At 73.4% G+C, this 17,454-nt stretch carries 16 protein-coding genes and 1 tRNA gene; 7 read left to right on the top strand and 10 right to left on the bottom strand.

The annotated features are described in order from the left end of the window. Nucleotides 1-22: 22 nt before the first annotated feature. Nucleotides 23-1,111 carry an LLM class flavin-dependent oxidoreductase gene (locus tag CRP56_RS15895; RefSeq protein ID WP_097264532.1) on the top strand — a complete coding sequence of 363 codons (1,089 nt, stop codon included), beginning with the start codon at nt 23-25 and terminating at the stop codon, nt 1,109-1,111. Here CRP56_RS15895 and CRP56_RS15890 read toward each other — a convergent pair. Next, entirely contained in the window at nt 1,090-2,907 is a 1,818-nt protein-coding gene (locus tag CRP56_RS15890) for a putative bifunctional diguanylate cyclase/phosphodiesterase (RefSeq protein ID WP_097264530.1), read from the bottom strand. The genes CRP56_RS15895 and CRP56_RS15890 overlap by 22 nt on opposite strands. Nucleotides 2,908-3,219: 312 nt before the next feature. Between CRP56_RS15890 and CRP56_RS15885 the strand changes: the two genes are divergently transcribed. After that, nucleotides 3,220-4,464, top strand: coding sequence for a M6 family metalloprotease domain-containing protein (locus CRP56_RS15885; protein WP_097264527.1), 1,245 nt, complete (start codon nt 3,220-3,222; stop codon nt 4,462-4,464). Between the two features lie 64 nt (nt 4,465-4,528). On the opposite strand, the gene CRP56_RS15880 is transcribed toward CRP56_RS15885, so the two are convergent. From CRP56_RS15880 to CRP56_RS15850, 7 genes are all read right to left on the bottom strand, one after another. Then, nucleotides 4,529-4,602: transfer RNA gene (locus CRP56_RS15880), tRNA-Lys, on the bottom strand. Continuing rightward, nucleotides 4,593-5,189 (bottom strand): bifunctional DNA primase/polymerase, encoded by a 597-nt coding sequence (locus CRP56_RS15875; protein ID WP_097264525.1) that lies wholly within the window; start codon nt 5,187-5,189, stop codon nt 4,593-4,595. The genes CRP56_RS15880 and CRP56_RS15875 overlap by 10 nt, the downstream gene beginning before the upstream one ends. A 127-nt stretch (nt 5,190-5,316) precedes the next feature. After that, nucleotides 5,317-5,694, bottom strand: a complete 378-nt coding sequence (locus CRP56_RS15870) for a hypothetical protein (RefSeq protein WP_097264523.1) — start codon at nt 5,692-5,694, stop codon at nt 5,317-5,319. Nucleotides 5,695-5,843: 149 nt separating this feature from the next. Beyond that, nucleotides 5,844-7,187: an AAA family ATPase gene (locus CRP56_RS15865; RefSeq protein WP_097264521.1), complete on the bottom strand. Its 1,344-nt coding sequence runs from the start codon at nt 7,185-7,187 to the stop codon at nt 5,844-5,846. Next, nucleotides 7,184-8,770 (bottom strand): hypothetical protein, encoded by a 1,587-nt coding sequence (locus CRP56_RS15860; protein ID WP_097264519.1) that lies wholly within the window; start codon nt 8,768-8,770, stop codon nt 7,184-7,186. The genes CRP56_RS15865 and CRP56_RS15860 overlap by 4 nt, the downstream gene beginning before the upstream one ends. Further along, on the bottom strand, nt 8,761-9,897 hold the full coding sequence (locus CRP56_RS15855) for a hypothetical protein (protein WP_097264517.1): 1,137 nt from the start codon (nt 9,895-9,897) through the stop codon (nt 8,761-8,763). Before CRP56_RS15855 ends, CRP56_RS15860 begins: the two co-directional genes overlap by 10 nt. Then, entirely contained in the window at nt 9,848-10,801 is a 954-nt protein-coding gene (locus CRP56_RS15850; RefSeq protein WP_097264514.1) for a phosphatase PAP2 family protein, read from the bottom strand. Before CRP56_RS15850 ends, CRP56_RS15855 begins: the two co-directional genes overlap by 50 nt. Before the next feature lie 193 nt (nt 10,802-10,994). On the opposite strand from CRP56_RS15850, the gene CRP56_RS15845 reads away from it, so the two are divergent. Then, nucleotides 10,995-11,591 carry a histidine phosphatase family protein gene (locus CRP56_RS15845; protein ID WP_097264512.1) on the top strand — a complete coding sequence of 199 codons (597 nt, stop codon included), beginning with the start codon at nt 10,995-10,997 and terminating at the stop codon, nt 11,589-11,591. Nucleotides 11,592-11,599: 8 nt separating this feature from the next. Here CRP56_RS15845 and CRP56_RS15840 read toward each other — a convergent pair whose 3' ends face one another. Next, nucleotides 11,600-13,054: a hypothetical protein gene (locus CRP56_RS15840; RefSeq protein ID WP_097264510.1), complete on the bottom strand. Its 1,455-nt coding sequence runs from the start codon at nt 13,052-13,054 to the stop codon at nt 11,600-11,602. A 296-nt stretch (nt 13,055-13,350) separates the two neighbouring features. Here CRP56_RS15840 and CRP56_RS15835 point away from each other — a divergent pair, with 296 nt between their 5' ends. Both CRP56_RS15835 and CRP56_RS15830 read left to right on the top strand, forming a co-directional pair. Beyond that, nucleotides 13,351-13,764 carry a hypothetical protein gene (locus CRP56_RS15835; protein WP_179851030.1) on the top strand — a complete coding sequence of 138 codons (414 nt, stop codon included), beginning with the start codon at nt 13,351-13,353 and terminating at the stop codon, nt 13,762-13,764. Nucleotides 13,765-13,820: 56 nt separating this feature from the next. Then, a complete protein-coding gene (locus tag CRP56_RS15830) occupies nt 13,821-14,690 on the top strand; it encodes a spermidine synthase (RefSeq protein ID WP_097264506.1) in 870 nt (289 codons plus the stop codon). 10 nt (nt 14,691-14,700) lie between these two features. Here the strand turns inward: CRP56_RS15830 and CRP56_RS15825 are convergent, their stop codons facing one another. Continuing rightward, nucleotides 14,701-15,213, bottom strand: coding sequence for a hypothetical protein (locus CRP56_RS15825; RefSeq protein ID WP_097264504.1), 513 nt, complete (start codon nt 15,211-15,213; stop codon nt 14,701-14,703). Between the two features lie 98 nt (nt 15,214-15,311). Between CRP56_RS15825 and CRP56_RS15820 the strand changes: the two genes are divergently transcribed. Together CRP56_RS15820 and CRP56_RS15815 are read left to right on the top strand one after the other, a co-directional pair. Next, entirely contained in the window at nt 15,312-16,001 is a 690-nt protein-coding gene (locus CRP56_RS15820) for a response regulator transcription factor (protein ID WP_059191983.1), read from the top strand. Continuing rightward, nucleotides 15,998-17,395 carry a HAMP domain-containing sensor histidine kinase gene (locus tag CRP56_RS15815; protein WP_097264501.1) on the top strand — a complete coding sequence of 466 codons (1,398 nt, stop codon included), beginning with the start codon at nt 15,998-16,000 and terminating at the stop codon, nt 17,393-17,395. Before CRP56_RS15820 ends, CRP56_RS15815 begins: the two co-directional genes overlap by 4 nt. The last annotated feature ends 59 nt before the right edge of the window (nt 17,396-17,454 follow it).

Raw genomic sequence — 17,454 nt, 5'->3', positions numbered from 1 at the left:
GCCCACAACAGGAGGCACCCCCGTGGCGGCAGACGAGACCCGAGGCATCGCACAGGGCACCGCCCCCGTCCCCCTCTCCGTACTGGACCTGGTCACGGTGGGCGCCGGGCACACCGCCACCGAGGCGCTGCGCACCAGCGTCGAGCTCGCCAAGCTGACGGAGTCGCGCGGCTTCCACCGGTACTGGGTCGCCGAGCACCACTCCATGCCCGGCGTGGCCTCCTCGTCCCCCGCAGTGATCCTGGCCCACCTCGCCGCCCACACCGAGCGCATCCGCCTCGGCTCGGGCGGCGTCATGCTGCCCAACCACGCCCCGCTGGTCATCGCGGAGCAGTTCGGCACCCTGGAGGCGCTGGCCCCGGGGCGGGTCGACCTCGGCCTCGGCCGCGCCCCCGGCACCGACGGCACCACCGCCGCCGCCCTGCGCCGCACCGACCGCCTCCACGAGGGCGCCGACGACTTCCCCGAGCAGCTCGCCGAGCTGACCCGCTTCCTCGACGACGACTTCCCCGACGGCCACCCCTACCGCCGTATCCACGCGGTCCCCGGCCCGATCCAGTCGACGTCCCCCGGTGGTGTCCAGTCCCCGCACCGCCCGCCGATCTGGCTGCTCGGCTCCTCCGGTTTCAGCGCCCGCCTAGCCGCCGAGCTCGGCCTGCCCTTCGCGTTCGCCCACCACTTCTCGGCCCAGAACACCATCCCGGCCCTGGACCTCTACCGCGAGGCCTTCCGCCCGAGCGAGATCCTCGCCGAGCCCTACGCCCTCATCGGCGTCTCCGCCCTCGCCACCGACGACGAGAAGGAGGCCCGCCGCCAGGTGCTCGCCGCGAGCCTCAACATGATCCGGCTGCGCACCGGCCGCCCCGGCCTCGTCCCCACCCCCGAGGAGGCGGAGGCCTACGACTTCAGCCCCGTGGAACGCGACTTCGCCACGTCCTGGAACGCCAACGTCGTCCACGGCACCGCCGACGAGGTCCGCGCCGGCCTCGACGACCTTCAGAAGCGCACCGGCGCCGACGAGCTGATGATCACGTCCCACGCGCACAGCGGGGCGGTGCGGCTGCGCTCGTACGAACTGATCGCCGACGCCTACGGCCTGCCGGCGGCCTGACCCGCCATCAGCTCGGAGATACGATCCGGCGACACCGGCCGCGAGTACAGCCACCCCTGGCCGGTGTCGCACCCGATCCGCCGCAGGCGGGAAGCCTGCGCGGACGTCTCCACGCACTCCGCGGTGACGGTGAGCCCCAGCCGGTGGGCGAGCTGGATCATCGCCTCGACGACGACCTCGTCGGCCGGGTTGGGCGGGGCGCCGGTCCCCTCGTACTGGAAGCCGCGGACGAAGGACCCGTCCAGTTTCAGCACCGCGACCGGCAGCCGGCTGAGGTAGGCGAGGTTGGAGTAGCCGGTGCCGAAGTCGTCGATGGCGATGTGGACGCCCATGTCGCTGAGGGCCTGCAGGGCCTGGAGCGGGCGGCCCGCCGAGCCCATCACCGCGGACTCCGTGAGCTCCAGTTGCAGCAGCCCCGGCGCCAGTTCCGTCTCCGCGAGGATCTCCGCCACGTCGGCGACCAGGTCGGAGTCCCACACCTGGCGGACGGCGACGTTGACGCTGACGAAGATCGGCGGCTCGCCCGGGTGGTCGAGCTGCCACTGCCGGGCCTGGCGGCAGGCGGTTGCCAGCACCCAGCGTCCCAGCGGCACGATCGAGCCGTCCTCCTCGGCCAGTGCGATGAACCGATTCGGCGTCAGCATCCCGAACTGCGGGTGGTTCCAGCGCACCAGCGCCTCCACGCCCCGCAGCCGCCCGTCCTCCATGCCGACCAGCGGCTGGTACTCCAGCGTGAACTCGCCGCGCTCGATGGCCGGCCGGAGGGTGGAGGCGAGGGCCTGACGGGTCATGCGGTGGGCGTTGCGCTCCGGGTCGAACAGCGTCCAGCGGGACTTGCCGTCGGCCTTCGCCCAGTACAGCGTCGTGTCGGCGGCCTGCACGAGGGCCGTGGGTGTGGTGCCGGCCGCGTGCCGCTCGACGACGCCGATCGACGCGGAGACCGACAGCCGGTGCCCGGCGATGTCGAAGGGGCTCTGCACCGCCTTGAGCACGGCCTCGGCGAGATCGGCGAGTTGGTCGGTGCCGGTGGAGTCCTCGACGAGCAGCGCGAACTCGTCGCCGCCGAGCCGGGCCACCAGCGGTGTGCTGCCCCGGGTGAGGCCCGCCTCGTCCGCGCACCGCGTCAGCCGCTCCGCTACGGCGGCCAGCAGCCGGTCGCCGACCCGGTGGCCGAGGGTGTCGTTGACGGCCTTGAAGCCGTCGAGGTCCAGATAGCACAGGCCGATCCGGCCGGTGCCGCCCTGCTCGTACGCCTCCGCCTCCAGCGCGGCCGACAGCCGTTCGAAGAACAGCGTGCGGTTGGGCAGCCGGGTCACCGGGTCGTGCATCTGCAAGTGCCGCAGCTTGGCCTGAAGTTCACGCTCGGAACTGACGTCGGCGACCGACAGCAGCACCCCCGGTTCACCCGTGCCCAGCGGCGCGACGGTGACCTGCGTCCACAGGTACTGGCCGTCGGGGTTCTTCAGCCGCCGGGTGCAGCGCAGCCGGGCCTGCCGGCCGCGCAGCACCTCCTGGTAGGCGTGCCAGGTACGGGCGTCGGAGGTCAGGTCCACCAGATCGGCGGCGATCCGCCCGGCGAGCGCCTCGGGCGCGTGGCCGAGGAGTTCGCCGAGGGTGTGGTTGGCGCTGACGACCAGCCCCTCGCGGTCGACGACGGCCATGGCGAGCGGCGCGGCCACGAAGGCCGACCGGTACGCCGGGGAATCGGTACGAGAAGACGTGTTGTAGTCACTGTCTGTGACGGCCGCCCGGTCGAGGTCTGTCGCGGGCGCCGGCCCTTCGGAGGTTCCGCTCACCGTTCGCTCCCGCAGTGCACTCGATCTCTGTCCGTGCAGGAAAGTGTGCCGATCATAGAGGCTGGCCCCCACCCCTTCCAGCCACTGCCCAGTGTCCCGGAACGACGGGCCTTTCTGACAGATCGTTTCTGCCCGCACCTGGACGGCTTGTTGGGCCGCCCGACCAGGTGTGACGTTCCGTGAGCGATTCGGGGTGTCGATTCTGACGGTTCCTCGGCTGACTCACTCTTCTGGTGCAGACAAACAGGGCGTAGTACGACAATCTCACACAGGCTGGGTGCGGTGTCCCGTGAACCGCATCCGGAGGTCCCCGTGCCGCGCCCCTTCCCGCGCCCCCGACTGCGCAGCACCGCGGCGGTGTTCACCACGATGTCGGCGCTGGCCGCCACCTCCCTCATCACCGGCCCGTCGGCCGCCGAGCCGTTCTCCGCGGCCGCCTGCGCGCTCACCCGCACCGAGGCCCACCACTCGGAGGGCGTCGACACCTGGAACGCCGCCTATCCGCGGCCCACCCGCACGCTGGACGCGGTGATGGTGTTCCTGTCCTTCCCGGACGCGACCCCGCGCACCACCCCCGGCCAGCTCGCCGCCGACCACTTCCCCGCGACCAGCCGCTTCTTCGAACAGGCCTCCTACGGCAGGTTCACGCTGCGCCCGCATCCGCTGCGGAACTGGATCCGGATGCCGCAGCCGTCGACGTCGTACGTCATAGAGCGTGACTGGAACGCGTCGCATCGCGCCGAGTATCTGCGCGACGCGCTGGCCGCGGCGGACGGGCAGGTGGACTTCTCCCGCTACGACGTCGTCTACTTCGTCGCCGATCCGGACGCGCCCGGCGTGGACTCGGACGCCACGAAGGTCGTCAACCTCGACACCCCGCTGCGGGCGGACGGCACGGACATCCGCCGCGTCGTCACCGTCTTCGAACAGCACCCACCGGACCGCTTGGTCCTGGCCCACGAGACCGGCCACGTCTTCGACCTCCCCGACCTCTACCACCGCCCCGTCGACGGCAAGGGCGACTGGGACACGTACGTCGGCGACTGGGACCTGATGGGCAGCCAGTTCGGACTGGCCCCGGACCTGTTCGGCTGGCACAAGTGGAAGCTGGGGTGGCTGGACCCGCGGCAGGTGACATGCGTGGGCAAGCCGACGCGGCTGACGCTGGAACCGCTGGGGGCGGGGCCCGGGGCGCCGGTCGCGGGCCGTCCCGCCTTCGGCCTGGGGCGCGGCACCAAGCTGGCGGTGGTCCGCACCGGCCCCGAGACCGCCCTCGCCTTCGAGGCCCGCAGCCCGGCCGGCAACGACGCGGGGACCTGCAAGGAGGGGGTCCTGGTCTACCGGGTACGCGCCGGAGCCGCGTCCGGCGGCGGCCCGATCCAGGTCATCGACGCCCACCCGCACACGGAGGCCTGCTGGGAGTCCTCGGTCTACCCACCCCTCGCGGACGCCCCGGTCGCGTTGGGGGAGAGCTTCACGGTGCCGGGGGACGGCGTACGGGTGAAGGTGGAGGGCCGGACGGTCTCCGGGGCGTGGACGGTGAAGATCACGCCGTAGCGGATGGACAACCGGCGAAACACGAGAAGCCCCTCGCTTCCGCGAGGGGCTTCTCGTTCGTCTGTGCGCCGCCAGGGACTCGAACCCCGGACCCGCTGATTAAGAGTCAGCTGCTCTAACCAACTGAGCTAGCGGCGCCTGCTGACGTCGTAGACCTTAGCATCCTGATCGGCCGGGGGAAAAATCGATATCCGCACGGCCGCGCGTGCCGCCCGTACGGCCGCCCAGAGCAGGATCTCGGGGCCCGGCAGCCAGGGGTGGCGGGTGTCCGGGGCGACCAGCCAGCGGCTGTCGAACGGGGTCGGCGTGGTGCGGGTCGGCAGGGGTGCGGGGAGCGTCACCGCGTCGCCGTTGCCGTGGCACAGCAGCGGCGGGATCGCGCCCGTGCGGCCGCACTCCTCCCACTGCAGCAGCGACGGCAGCCGATACGCGGTGCCCGGCGCCGCGAACAGCAGCATCCGGCCCCGGAACATCGCCACCGGCCCCGAGCCCGGCCCGTCGCCCCATAACCGGTCGAGCATCCGGCGCCCGAACATGGCGGGCGCGCTCACGACGTCGAACGAGGCGCCGCACGGCAGCACCACCGGGGCGTCCGGGCGCTCCCGCCAGAGGGCGAGGGTGCTGCGCGGATACGTTCCTGCCGAGGCGAGCCAGGCCGCACCGTCCGCAGTGACCCCGCAGACGTCGGAACGGTCGGAGAACGGCTCGATGCGTGTGTCGCTCATGCATCCAGATGTACCGGGCGTGAGCGTCCCGTCTCCGATGGTTGCCGGAAATCGGGACAGGAGGGGGTGGGAGGGGGTATCTTGCCCGCCTGGCATATGCCAGAACGTGTCCGGTGCGGCACGGCGGCTACGCCGGGCCGGGGAGCCCCTCGCCCTCGGCGCCCTCCGCGGTCCCGCGCATCAGGTCCCGCCCGAACTCGACCATCTTCTTGGCATAGTCCTCGGTCCACTCGGCCCGCTCCGCGATGTCCGCCGGCGTCAGCCGGTCGAAACGGCGGGGGTCGGCCAGCTGGGCCGCGGCGATCGCCTGGAACTCCACGGCACGGTCCGTCGCCGCACGGAAGGCATGCGTCAGCTCCGTCGCCCGGGCGAGCAGCGCCCTGGGGTCGTCGATGGACTCCAGGTCGAAGAAGTGCTCCGGGTCGGCGGCCGCCTGCGCGGGCTCGAAGAGCAGGGGCGCGGGGCGTAGCCGCGGTTCGTTCCGACGCGGCGTGGGCTCCGCCATGTCTTCTCCTCCTCGTACGTCGCTGATGCCCCCTCCGTCGGGGAAGCGGGCCATCGTCCATTGTCGCGCGCCCGCGCAAGGGCCCCGTAAGGGTCAGGGCTCGAAGCCCACCCGGTGCTCCGCCAGATGCGCCGGCACCGCATGGTTCGTCATGGCTGCCACCCCACCCGGTGCTCCGCCAAGTGCGCCAGCACCGCATGGTTCGCCTCCCACCCGTCCGGGAACTTCACCACCGTCCCCAGCTGCACCGGCTCCGTCGACGGATAGTCGTCCAGGAGGTCGCCCACGCCCGCCCGGCACACCACGATGCACGCGTGCCGGTGGCGGGAGGCGAGGACGCAGAGGCGGCCGGTCTCCAGGTGGAACGCCGTGGCGTCGGGGCGGCCGGACAGGGGGTGCAGGACCACCGTGACGTCGTACTCGCGGCCCTGGAGGCGGTTCGCCGTGTCGACGGTGACGTCCGTGACGCCCAGGTCGGTGAGGGCCGCGCGGACCGCCGCCGCCTGGTCGCGGTGGGCCGTGCCGACGGCGATGCGGTCGGCGGTGAGGGGTGCTGGGTCGGGGGAGCGCTCCGAGGTGGCCGCGCCGCCACGGTCCAGCAGGCGCCGTACGACCGTCGCTACCGCCCGTACCGCCTCCGGGTCCGTGCGCGGGGTGTGCCGGGCGGGCAGCTCCAGCAGGCCCCAGCCGGACTCCGCCGCCTCGTCGATGACCCGGTCGGGGCCCGAGCCGTCCGAGGGGATCGCGAAGGACAGGGCGCGGTCGCCGTGGTCGGTGCCGCTACGGAACGGGGTGTACGGGTAGAAGGCGGCCGAGACCAGGGGTGCGGCCGAGGCCGGGAGCCGCCACGACACCGGGAGGCGGTGCTGGGGGAGCTCCGGGTTGTGCGCCAGGAGGGTCGTGACCGCGGACGCCGAGGGGTCGTACGACAGGCCCGCCCACTGCTCGCTGCCCACGATCGCGAACGGGTCCAGCTGGCCCGGGTCGCCCACGAACAGCGCCCGCCGGAACAGGCCCGCGACGGCGAGCAGGGAGTCCGAGCGCATCTGGTACGCCTCGTCGACGATCGCGTGCTCCCACGGCTCGTCGACCTTGACGTGCGCCCACTTGGCGGCCGTGGAGATCGTGATCGGCAGCCCGGTCAGCTCGGCCGCCTTCGCGGACTTGCGTACGTTCGGCAGCTCGTCCAGCGCCTTGTCGTACGCGTCCGTGTCGCTGCTGTGCAGGCGGCCGACCGGGAGGTCCGGGTTCTTCTCGGCGAGCCGCAGTACCAGGTCGTCGACCTGGGCGTTGGTCTGTGCCACCACCATCAACGGGCGGCCCGCGTCGGCCAGTTCGAGGGCCGCGCGGACGACCAGCGTGGACTTGCCGGCCCCGGGCGGGGAGTCGACGACGACTCCGCGCGCCTCGCCGTGCAGCGTGTCACGGAGGATCGCGTCGGTGGCCCGCGCGGCGGCCGTACCGGGGTCGAAGAGCTCGGAGACGGTGGTCACAGGACGTCCTCCGGGGTCAGCGGGTCGGCGGCTTCCTGGCCGGCCTCACCGGGCGGCCCGCCGTGTGTCCACGGGGTGTTCTCCGGGTCGGGGAGCTTCGCGCCGCCCCGCTGCTCGTGCTCGAAGAGCGTGAAGCAGAGCCGGTCGCCCTTCTCGGGGACCGACCCCGGCTCGGGCTCCTTGCCGCGGCCCATCTTGTCGAGGATGCGCAGGACGACGCAGTCGCCGTCGTGGCCGACGAACTCGGCCGACTGCGGCTTCCCGCCCAGCGAGCGGTACACCTTCACGCGCTCCCCGAGATGCGGCCGGTCGTCCGTGCGGAGCGTGACGAGCGGGCGCGGGCTGGGGCGCTTGCCCTCGCTGTACGTCATGACGACATCCGTGACCTCGCCCGCGAACGCCTCCCCGGACAGCCGCCGCCCCGCCATCACCAGCGGGTCGTCGAGGGCCTCCTGCGCCTCCAGCCGGGCCTGCTCGCGCTCGCGCGTGGCGAGCTTGTTGGCGGCGGTCACCGCGTCGTCGCGGCGCGGCTGCGGAGGCTCGCCGGCGGTGATCCGGTCGCGATGGGACGTGAACGACCAGCGGTCGCGGGTCCAGCGCTCCGCCACGCGCGCGCCCTCGGGCAGCTCCCGCAGCAGGTCCAGGCCGCGCCACACCGCGTCCCAGGTGGGACGGGTCCGGCTCGCGACGAGGTCCCTGATCGCGCGCTCGGCGGCGGTGAGTTCACCGAGCCGGTCGTCCGCCTCCAGGCCGTCCTCGGCGGCGGCCAGGGCCGTACGCGCGCGGTCGTAGCGCTCGATGGCGGGGGCGAGCAGCTTGTTGTCGAACGCCGGGTCGGTGGCCGGGCCGGCCGGCGGGTGCAGCAGCTGGCCCTTGGCGTCCCGGGCGAGCTCGGCCGCGCGGGCCGCCTCGGCGCCGGTCATGCCCTCCGGGGGGTCGATCCAGGCCAGCAGCGCGCCCAGGTGCTGGTCCTCCAGGGTGGACTGGCCGGTCGCCCAGTGCCGGGACAGCAGTTCGGTCGCGGCGAGCAGCAGGGCGGAGCCGGGAACGCGGGCCCGCTCGCCGAAGTGGGTCAGCCACCGGCCCAGCAACGGCACGCGCGGGGGCGCGGGATGCGGGGCTTCCGGGTCCTGCTCGGCCGTACGGCGAAAGCGCGTCGAGCGCCCGAGCAGCCGGACGTAGTCGATGCCCGCGCGGCTCGGCACGATCAGTTGCGGGGCGTCCGCGCACAGCTCGACCTCGACCTTGACCCGCTTGCCGGTCTCCGGATCGGTCTCGCTGCGCTCGGCGGCCTCCACGGCCTCGGCGTAGGAGTCCACGTACGGCAGGACGACGTCCGCCAGCTCCGCCAGGAACTGGAACCGGAGGTCACGGTCGCGCGGCTGCGGTACGACGAGCAGGCGCGGGGCGTCCCGGTCGGTGCCGACGAGCGCGCCGAGCGGGGCACCGGCCTCACCGGCGGTGGTGAGCGGGACGAAGACCAGGGGGTGGTCGGCGAGGTGCCGGTGCCGGACGGTCGCGGCGGGCTGGGCGCGGCCGGTGCTGACGGCTTCCAGACGGGCGAGGGTGGAGATCAGCGACATGCGGCGGCTCCCAGTGCCTCCGCGCGCAGGGCGGCGGCTCTGCGCAGGGCGGCGACGGCCGGATCGGCCGGGTCGCCGGCCTCCCCGCGGGCCGCCGCCAGGACGTCCGGCACCGTGGTCAGGGCGCCCAGCTCGGCCCGTACGGACCGGCCCAGGGACGTCACCGCGCCCGCCGCGCGGGAGCGGTCGCGGCAGTGGAAGGCCAGCTCGCAGGCGGACAGGCACTCGGGTGCGTACGTCGCCGGGACGGACTCGACGGCGGCCGTCAGCTCCTCGGCGGGTCGCGCGGGATCGAAGCAGGTGCCCTCGGGGAGGGCGTCGGCGATGTCCTCGATGCGGGTGAGCCGGGCCAGCTGGCGGCTGGTGACCGCGCGCTGCTTGCGGACGTCGACGGCGGAGGCGGTGGGCAGGTTGGAGAAGTCCTTGGGGCAGACGAGGAGGATCTGGTGGCCCACCTCGGGGTCGGGGACGTCCGCCACGGTGATGCGGGCGGCGACCTCCTCCAGCGCCAGCACGTAGACCGCTGCCTGGCGGGCTGCGGCGCCCACCTTCGCCGGGTCCGCGGAGCCGTCCAGCATCGGGAAGGACTTGATCTCCACGACCGTCCAGCCGCCGTCCGGATGCACCACGACCGCGTCCGGCTCCAGGAAGGCGGGGGAGCCCGCGACGTCGAGGGCGAGCATCGGGTGATCGAGCAGCGTCCACGCGCCGTACGCCTCCGTCGCCTCGCGCAGGGCCAGCGCGGTGCGGGCGGTGCGGCCCTCGGGGCCGATCGCGCTGAGGTCGGGCACGCGCGCGTCGGTGGGGGGCTCGGCGTAACGGTCCAGCTTCTCGTGCACCAGCCGCAGCAGTTCGGCGCCGCCGTCGGCCTTCACCTTCGCCTCGAAGGCGTTGCCCCGGGTGAGCGCGAACTGCGACTGCCCGAACGCCGACGGGGAGCCCAGCGCGCTCGCCAGCGTCGCCTTGTTCACCCCCGCGCCGTCCAGGATCGCGCGCCTTCTGCAGCCCGGGTTCGCGGCGAGGGCGGCCAGGGCGCGGGCATCCAGCGCCTTGGCCGGTACGTCGGGGCCGCGCAGCTCAGCGAGCTGCTGCCGGAGCGCCGGCCCCCGCGTCCGTGGGGGCGGCACTCGGCTCGGGTCCCGCTCCGATCCGTGACTCGCGCTGCCGTGGAATTCGCTCACCCGCGGAAGTCTGGCATCCGCCACTGACAATTGAGGCCTGTGCGGCCCCAGTGCCCGCGGTGACAGGCGTGAGAACCGTCGCCACACGCCCCTTGACCCCGTCCGCGGCGCGCAGCACGAGCGGCGCCAGCAGCAGCCCGACGCCCATGACGGCGGCGCCCGCGACGGCGTCGAGGAAGTAGTGGTTGGCGGTGCCCATGACCACGATCGTGGTGATCAGCGGGTAGGCGACACCGGCGGCCTTCGTGATACGCGTCCCGCCGTACCGCCACAGCATGACCCCGCACCACAGCGCCCAGCCCACGTGCAGGCTCGGCATGGCCGCGTACTGGTTCGTCATGCCGCCCATGCCACGGGGCGCGCTCGCCTCGCCGCCCCACCAGCCGTACGAGCTGTACTGGGCCATGGTGTCGACGAAGCCGTGGCCCGGGGACAGGAGGCGGGGCGGGCAGGTGGGCAGCAGGGTGAAGCCGATCAGACCGATGAACGTGGACGTCATCAGCCAGGTGCGGGCGGCGCGGTAGCGCACGGCGTGCGACCGGAACAGCCAGATCAGGATCGCCGGGGTGACTAGGTAGTGCAGCGACGCGTACCAGAAGTCGGCCGGGACGCCGATCCAGGCCTCGCGGGTGAACAGCCGGTTGAGCGGGTGCTCGGCGTTGATGTGGAGGAACTTCTCCACCCGCAGGATCGCCAGGCCGTGGTCCACGGCGTGTGTGACGTCCCCCCGGGCCAGGAGGCGCCCCGCCGAGTAGCAGGCGTACACCAGGAGGATCAGCGGCAGCTCGGTCCACCAGCGCAGCCGGGTACTCGGGGCCGTCTCGCTGCCCGGTGTCTCGGCGTGCGGCATCCGATCGCCTCCCCCTTCTCGTCGCGGCGTCCGGTTGCCCGGTCTTACCACTTTACGGTGTATGTGCTTCGACCCCGTGCGCGGGCCCCCGGCACTCTAGGACGCAGAGATCGACCGACGGGTTGCCCCCGCACAGCGTGCGCGATGATGGGTGCCGCCCGCCCGGTTTTTTCCTCGAAAGGTCCTTCGTCACATGGCACCGCGCATCCTGCTCGCCCGGCACGGCCAGACCGCATGGTCCCTGGCGGGCAAACATACGGGCAGGACGGACGTGCCGCTGCTGGAGGAGGGCCGGCGCGGCGCCAAACTCCTCGGCGAGCGCCTGCACCGGCCGCCGCTGGACGGCCTACCGGGCGTCGAGGTGCGCACCAGCCCGCTGTCACGCGCGCGGGAGACGTGCGAACTCGCCGGGTTCGGCGAGCGCGCGAGTGAGTGGGACGCACTGGTCGAGTGGGACTACGGCGCGTACGAGGGCATGACCCCGGACGAGATCCAGGCCGTGAACCCGGGCTGGCTCATCTGGCGCGACGGCGTCCCCGAGGGCGAGACCCTGGCGGAGGTCACCGCCCGCGCGGACGAGGTGGTGGCGTGGGCCCGCGAGGCGGACCGGGACGTCCTGGTCTTCGCCCACGGCCACATGCTGCGCTCCATAGGGGCACGGTGGCTGGGCCTGCCGCTCGACTTCGCCGCCCGGATCAGGCTGAACCCGACATCGCTGTCGGTGCTCGGCTGGGCGTACGGCGAGCCGGCGGTCGAGAGCTGGAACGACACGGGCCACCTGGCGGGCTAGCCGGCTCCCTACGCCGTACGCGGCAAGGAAGCGTGCCGCTCCAGGAACGTGTCCACCCCTGACGCCCGCCGGTGCGGCAGCAGCACGCGCGCGGTCCCCGCCAGCATCGACTGGATCCGTGACGACTGGACCTGTCCCAGCAGATCCAGCACCCGCATCCCGGCGGCGGCCGCCTCGTCGGGACGGCCCCCGCGCGCGAGGTCGTCGGACAGTTCGGCCGTGTACAGCGCGATGTTCCGCGTGAAGTGCGGATCCTGGAGCTGCGCCGCCCGATGCGCGTGCCGGGCCGCCCGCGGCCAGTCGCCCAGCGTCGACCAGCACTGCGCCTCCAGGCCCTCCAGCTCGGCCTCCCCGTAGAAGCTCATCCACTCGGGGTCGGCGTCCGAGGGGCCTCGCTCGTACAGGGCCTGGGCCCGGGCCAGCGCCTGTTCGCAGCCGGTGCGGTCGGCGAGCCCCGCCCAGCCGCCCGCCTCCCGCAGTGCGAGCAGTGACATCAGCCGGGCGGACCCGAGCGGCCGCCCGACCCGCTGCGCGGCCTGCGCGGCCCGCACCGCCTCCCGCGGCCGCCCCGCGTCCCGCGCGAGGAACGCCGTGTTGCAGAAGGCGTGCGACTCCAGACCGGCGTCCCCGGTCATCCGCGCGGTCGCGAGCGCCTCCGCGTAGTGCGAGCGCGCGTCGTCGAACCGGCCCGAGTCGTGCGCCAGCCAGCCCACCGAGATGGCGAGTTCCCCGGCGCCCGCGTGCAGCCGCTCGGCCGTGGTCTGTCGGGTCGCACCGGCGTCCAGCAGCGCGTAGGCGGCGCGCAACGGTGTCGCCGCGCGCCGGTACAGGCCGTCCGCGCCGTGCCGGTCGTCCAGCAGCCGGATCCGCCGTACCGCTTCTTCCAGGGCGTCCGCTTCGGGGGCTCCCGCGCGCGGGACGCGCCGGTCCGCCGCCGCTGCGGCGGGCGCGAGTCCGATCGTGCCCAGTGAGGCGACGGCCACGGTGGCGCCCCCGCCGGTCATGAATGCGCGACGCAGCACGTCGCTCTCCTCGTAGTTGTCGTGCGTCTCGTACGGGTTCTGCGGGTCATACGGCTCGTACGCCCCCCATGTCTCACCTGTCGCGCCACCCGCGGCGTACGCGGGTGGCGCAACGTGGTTCGGGGGCGCGTCCTCGGCGGCGCGCGCCCCGCGTCCGCGTACGGACGCCCGGGAGGCGAAGCCCAGGTCGGTGAGCGTGCGGCCGGGGAACATGTGCAAGAACACCCGCTCGTACGCGTAGTTGGGGCAGCGGATCTCGCCCGCCTCGACCCGGCCCACATAGCGCGCGTCACAGCTGACCCGCTCGCCGATCTCGCGCGCGGCCCGTCGTACCGCCGCGGCGAACTCGGCCGGGGAGCGCTGTCCGCGCAACTCCCGGAACGCGAGATTGGGCCGCGGTGGCCTGGGGGACTGGAACGAGGTCACCTTTGACGTCGCCATGGCCGGGTCCTCTCGTGCGAACCGTCGAACCATGCCGGATCCCTGGTGAGTTGAGTGGTATGTCACTGTCGTCACCCTGGTTCCGGCGGGCAAGAACGTACCTGCTGTATCGGACCCGCCACGCAGTGTTTGGCTACAAACCGGATATCTCATCCACGATCTGCCATGAACTGCCATCCTTTGCGGCTGACTTGTGCCGTAGCCGTTGACGCCGCCGCGCGTTGAACTCCATGGACCGGGAGCAGCCCGACTCCCGGGCCGCTCGTCCTAGGAGGGGTTCCGTGGTGGAGGCCGGGATGGAGACCAGCCAGAGCATCGAGGTGGGTACGCCGCTGACGGAGTGCAGCGAGCCACCGGTCCCGGAGGTCGGTTGCGACCTCGTCACGGTGCCGACCCGGCAGGGGCTGGAGGCGGTCGACATCCTGCGGCGGGGCGTCGGGGACGCGGTGGGGCCCGTGCTGCACGACGACGGGGGAGACACCCTCGGCTTCGTGGTCCCGCCGGGGACGGCGGCCGCGTGGGACGTGCCGGGCAGCACCTGCACGGAGACCGACGGGCGGGGGCTGCGGCTCAACCCCGAGCCGCCGGTGGAGGGGTCGGACTGGCTGCTGCCGCCCGGCGAGGCCGACCTGGCGACGGACCCGGCGGTGCTGCGGGCGGCGCTCGGGGAGGCGGCCCGGCTGATCGCGGCGGCGGACAACTGCCGCTGAGGTGCGCGGGACGAGCTGGGCGGGCCTGACGGCCCCCGGCTTGCGACAATGGGCGAATGGCAAGGTCCCGTAGCTCCCGGCGCGCAGCCGCCACCGTCGAACCCGTGGTGGAACCCGTCGACGGCGGACTCGCCGAGCTGATCCCCGACCGGGAGCGCGCGCGGGCCTGGACCCTGCTCATCGACGGCGCCCCGCAGTCTCATGTCGACCTCGACGACCCCGCCCGGCTCACCTTCGAGTACCAGCGCCGCCTCGGCCATGTCATCGACCTCGTCGCCCCGTCCGGCAAACCTGTGCACGCCGTGCATCTCGGCGGCGGCGCCCTCACCCTCGCCCGGTACACCGCCGCGACCCGCCCCCGCTCCACCCAGCAGGTCGTCGAGCGCGACGCGGCCCTCGTCCAACTGGTCCGCCGGGAGCTGCCGTTGGATCCGAACGCCCGCATCCGGGTGCGTTCCGTCGACGCCCGTGAGGGACTCGCCAAGGTGCTCGACGGCTGGGCCGACCTCGTCATCGCCGATGTGTTCAGCGGGGCGCGCACCCCGGCCCATCTGACCTCGACCGAGTTCCTGGACGAGGTCCGCAGGGCCCTCAGGCCCGGCGGGATCTACGCCGCCAACCTCGCCGACGGACCCCCGCTCGCCCACCTCCGCGGCCAGATCGCCACCGCCGCCGCCCGCTTCGAGCACCTCGCCCTGATCGCCGACCCGACGGTCCTGCGCGGCAAACGCTTCGGCAACGCGGTGCTGGTCGCCTCCGACACCCCGCTCCCGATCGCCGAACTGACCCGCCGCGCGGCCTCCGACCCGCACCCCGGCCGCCTCGAACACGGCCGCGCGCTCCTGGACTTCACCGGCGGCGCGGTCCCCGTCACGGACGCGGCGGCGGTCGCGTCACCCGCGCCGCCGCCCTCGGTGTTCCGCTGAACGACCCCGGTCAGTACGTCCCCACGTCCACCCGCGGCGCGCTGTCGTGCCATGTGCAGAACACCGACACCCGGTCCGCGCCGGACGCGAACTCCACCCGGATCCACGTCTCCGTCTTCCACACCTGCATCGACCAGCCCGCGGCCGGGGTGGCCGAGACGAGCGTCGCGGAGGTCTTCCCGAGCGAGAACACCGCCCGGCCGCCCTCGGTGTCGTAGCTCTTGACCTCGCCCGAGGCGGTCGGGCTCGGGGACGTCGTCGGGGTCCTGGACGGGGTCGGCGTGGGGGACGGCTTCCGGGACGCCGGGCTCTTCGGCGCGGACGGCGACGCGGAGGGCCGGGCCGTCGACGAAGCCAGCGGCTTCGAGTCCTGGGTGGTGGCCTCGGCCACCGTGATGGGCAGGGCGCGCGGCGGGTCGTAGGCGGTGCCCGCCATCACCGTGTGGACACCCCACCACGACAGCGTGACCGCCGCGCCCGTGGCGAGCGACCAAGCCAGTACGTGTACGAGTCCTCTGCGCATCGCCGGTCATACTGCCTCACAGACACCAGCAGCCGCATGCGTGGGGAGTTGTCCACAGGCCCGGATGCGGCTCGCCCGCATGGCGTACGGTGCGGCGCATGGCAAGTGTGCTCGTGGTCGAGGACGACCAGTTCGTACGCTCGGCGCTGATCCGGCAGCTGACCGACGCCGCCCACACGGTGCGGAGTGTCGGTACGGCGCTGGAGGCGCTGCGCGAGGTCGCCCATTTCCGTTTCGACGTCGTCATCCTCGACCTCGGTCTGCCCGACCTGGACGGGTCCGAGGCGCTGAAGATGCTGCGCGGGATCACGGACGTGCCTGTGATCATCGCCACGGCCCGGGACGACGAGGCGGAGATCGTCCGGCTGCTGAACGCGGGAGCGGACGACTATCTGACCAAGCCCTTCTCGGTGGAGCACCTCTCCGCCCGGATGGCCGCCGTCCTGCGGCGCTCGCGGGCGGTCGTGGGGGAGGCCGCCCCGGAGTCCGTACTGCGGGTCGGCGGCCTCACCGTCGACCCGCTGCGCCGCCAGGCCGAGCTGGACGGCGTCCGCCTGGACCTCACCCGCCGCGAGTTCGACCTGCTCGCCTTCCTCGCCGGCCGCCCCGGTGTCGTCGTCCCCCGCAAGGAGCTCCTCGCCGAGGTGTGGCAGCAGTCCTACGGCGACGACCAGACCATCGACGTCCATCTGTCCTGGCTGCGCCGGAAGTTGGGGGAGACCGCGGCCAGTCCCCGCTATCTGCACACCCTGCGGGGAGTCGGTGTGAAGCTGGAGCCACCGCTATGAGGTGGGCACTGGTCAAGGTCTGCCTCGCGGTCACCACCATGGTCGTGGTCGCCTTCGCGGTCCCGCTGGGCCTCGTCATCAAGGAGATGGCCCGGGACCGCGCCTTCTCCAACGCCGAGCGGGAGGCCGCCGCCGTCGCCCCGGCCCTGTCCATCACCACCGACCGGGACCAGCTGGAGCGGGTCGTCGCCTCCGCGGGCTCGGAGGACGGGATGGCCGTCCACATCCCCGCGAGCGGCGACAGCGCCGCCGTCGACATCGGACGCCGGCGCGCCGCCGACGGCGACGTGGCGACCGTACGCAAGCTCGGCCGCGCCTCCACCACCGAGGTGCCGGGCGGCTCCACGCTGCTCCAGCCCGTCGCGCTGAGCTCCGGCGAGATCGCGGTCGTCGAGGTGTACGTCCCCGAGGCCGAGGTCAGCAACGGCGTGGCCACCGCGTGGGCGGTGCTCGCCGGGGTCGGCGTCGCGCTGATCGTCGGCTCGGTCGCGGTCGCCGACCGGCTGGGCGTACGGATGGTGAAGCCCGCGCAGAAGCTCGTCGAGGGCGCGCATGAGCTGGGGGAGGGGAAGCTGGGCGTGCGGGTGCCCGAGGAGGGGCCCATCGAACTGCGGCTGGCCGCGGTGGCGTTCAACTCCATGGCCGACCAGGTGGTGCAACTGCTGGTCAATGAGCGGGAGTTGGCGGCCGACCTGTCCCATCGCCTGCGTACGCCGCTGACCGTGCTGCGGCTCAACGCGGCCTCGCTCGGGGACGGGCCCGCCGCCGAGCAGACGCGGGCCGCGGTCGCCCAGCTGGAGCGGGAGGTCGACACCATCATCCGGACCGCGCGGGAGGCCAAGCCGCAGACCGCGGCCGTCGGGCCGGGCGCCGGGTGCGACGCGGCCGAGGTGGTGCGGGAGCGGATGGCGTTCTGGTCGGCGCTCGCCGAGGACGAGGGGCGCAAGGTGCGGGTGGCGGGCGTCGAGCGGCCGGTGCGGATACCCGTGGCCCGCGCCGACCTGGCCGCCGCGCTGGACGCCCTGCTCGGCAACGTGTTCCGGCACACCCCCGAGGGCACCGCCTTCGCGGTCGACGTCCACAACGGCGAGGACGCGGTGATCGTGCTGGTCTCCGACGCGGGGCCCGGCATCCGCGACCCCGAGGCCGCGATGGCCCGTGGGCGCGGGTCGGGCAGCGCGGGGTCGACCGGGCTCGGGCTGGACATCGTGCGCCGGCTCGCGGAGGGGACCGGCGGGGACGTGCGGATCGGGTCGTCGGTGCTCGGCGGCACCGAGGTGCGGATCTGGATCCAGCTGGACGGACGGGTGCCCGAGCGCCGGGGACACCGGGTGCGCAGGCGTCGTACGGGCAGATTGGTCTCTACCTTTAACCGTCCCCGATCCCATCCTTAAGCGCACCCTAAGATCGCCAACCACCGTCCGGAACAGGCACTTTGCCCGTTTCCGGCTCG

This window comes from Streptomyces sp. TLI_55 (assembly GCF_900206255.1).
GTDB classification, from domain to species: Bacteria; Actinomycetota; Actinomycetes; order Streptomycetales; family Streptomycetaceae; genus Streptomyces; species Streptomyces aquilus.
The sequence above is the reverse complement of the archived record's forward strand: the minus strand, read 5'-3'. Positions and strand labels throughout refer to the sequence as shown.

Bases quoted from the DNA above. Each gene is read 5' to 3' on its own strand.
- CRP56_RS15830 (WP_097264506.1), top strand. From the start codon at position 13,821: ATGGCAAGGTCCCGTAGCTCCCGGCGCGCAGCCGCCACCGTCGAACCC.
- CRP56_RS15845 (WP_097264512.1), top strand. From the start codon at position 10,995: ATGGCACCGCGCATCCTGCTCGCCCGGCACGGCCAGACCGCATGGTCC.
- CRP56_RS15875 (WP_097264525.1), bottom strand. From the start codon at position 5,189: ATGAGCGACACACGCATCGAGCCGTTCTCCGACCGTTCCGACGTCTGC.
- CRP56_RS15815 (WP_097264501.1), top strand. From the start codon at position 15,998: ATGAGGTGGGCACTGGTCAAGGTCTGCCTCGCGGTCACCACCATGGTC.
- CRP56_RS15820 (WP_059191983.1), top strand. From the start codon at position 15,312: ATGGCAAGTGTGCTCGTGGTCGAGGACGACCAGTTCGTACGCTCGGCG.
- CRP56_RS15840 (WP_097264510.1), bottom strand. From the start codon at position 13,054: ATGGCGACGTCAAAGGTGACCTCGTTCCAGTCCCCCAGGCCACCGCGG.
- CRP56_RS15825 (WP_097264504.1), bottom strand. From the start codon at position 15,213: ATGCGCAGAGGACTCGTACACGTACTGGCTTGGTCGCTCGCCACGGGC.
- CRP56_RS15870 (WP_097264523.1), bottom strand. From the start codon at position 5,694: ATGGCGGAGCCCACGCCGCGTCGGAACGAACCGCGGCTACGCCCCGCG.
- CRP56_RS15860 (WP_097264519.1), bottom strand. From the start codon at position 8,770: ATGTCGCTGATCTCCACCCTCGCCCGTCTGGAAGCCGTCAGCACCGGC.
- CRP56_RS15835 (WP_179851030.1), top strand. From the start codon at position 13,351: ATGGAGACCAGCCAGAGCATCGAGGTGGGTACGCCGCTGACGGAGTGC.
- CRP56_RS15850 (WP_097264514.1), bottom strand. From the start codon at position 10,801: ATGCCGCACGCCGAGACACCGGGCAGCGAGACGGCCCCGAGTACCCGG.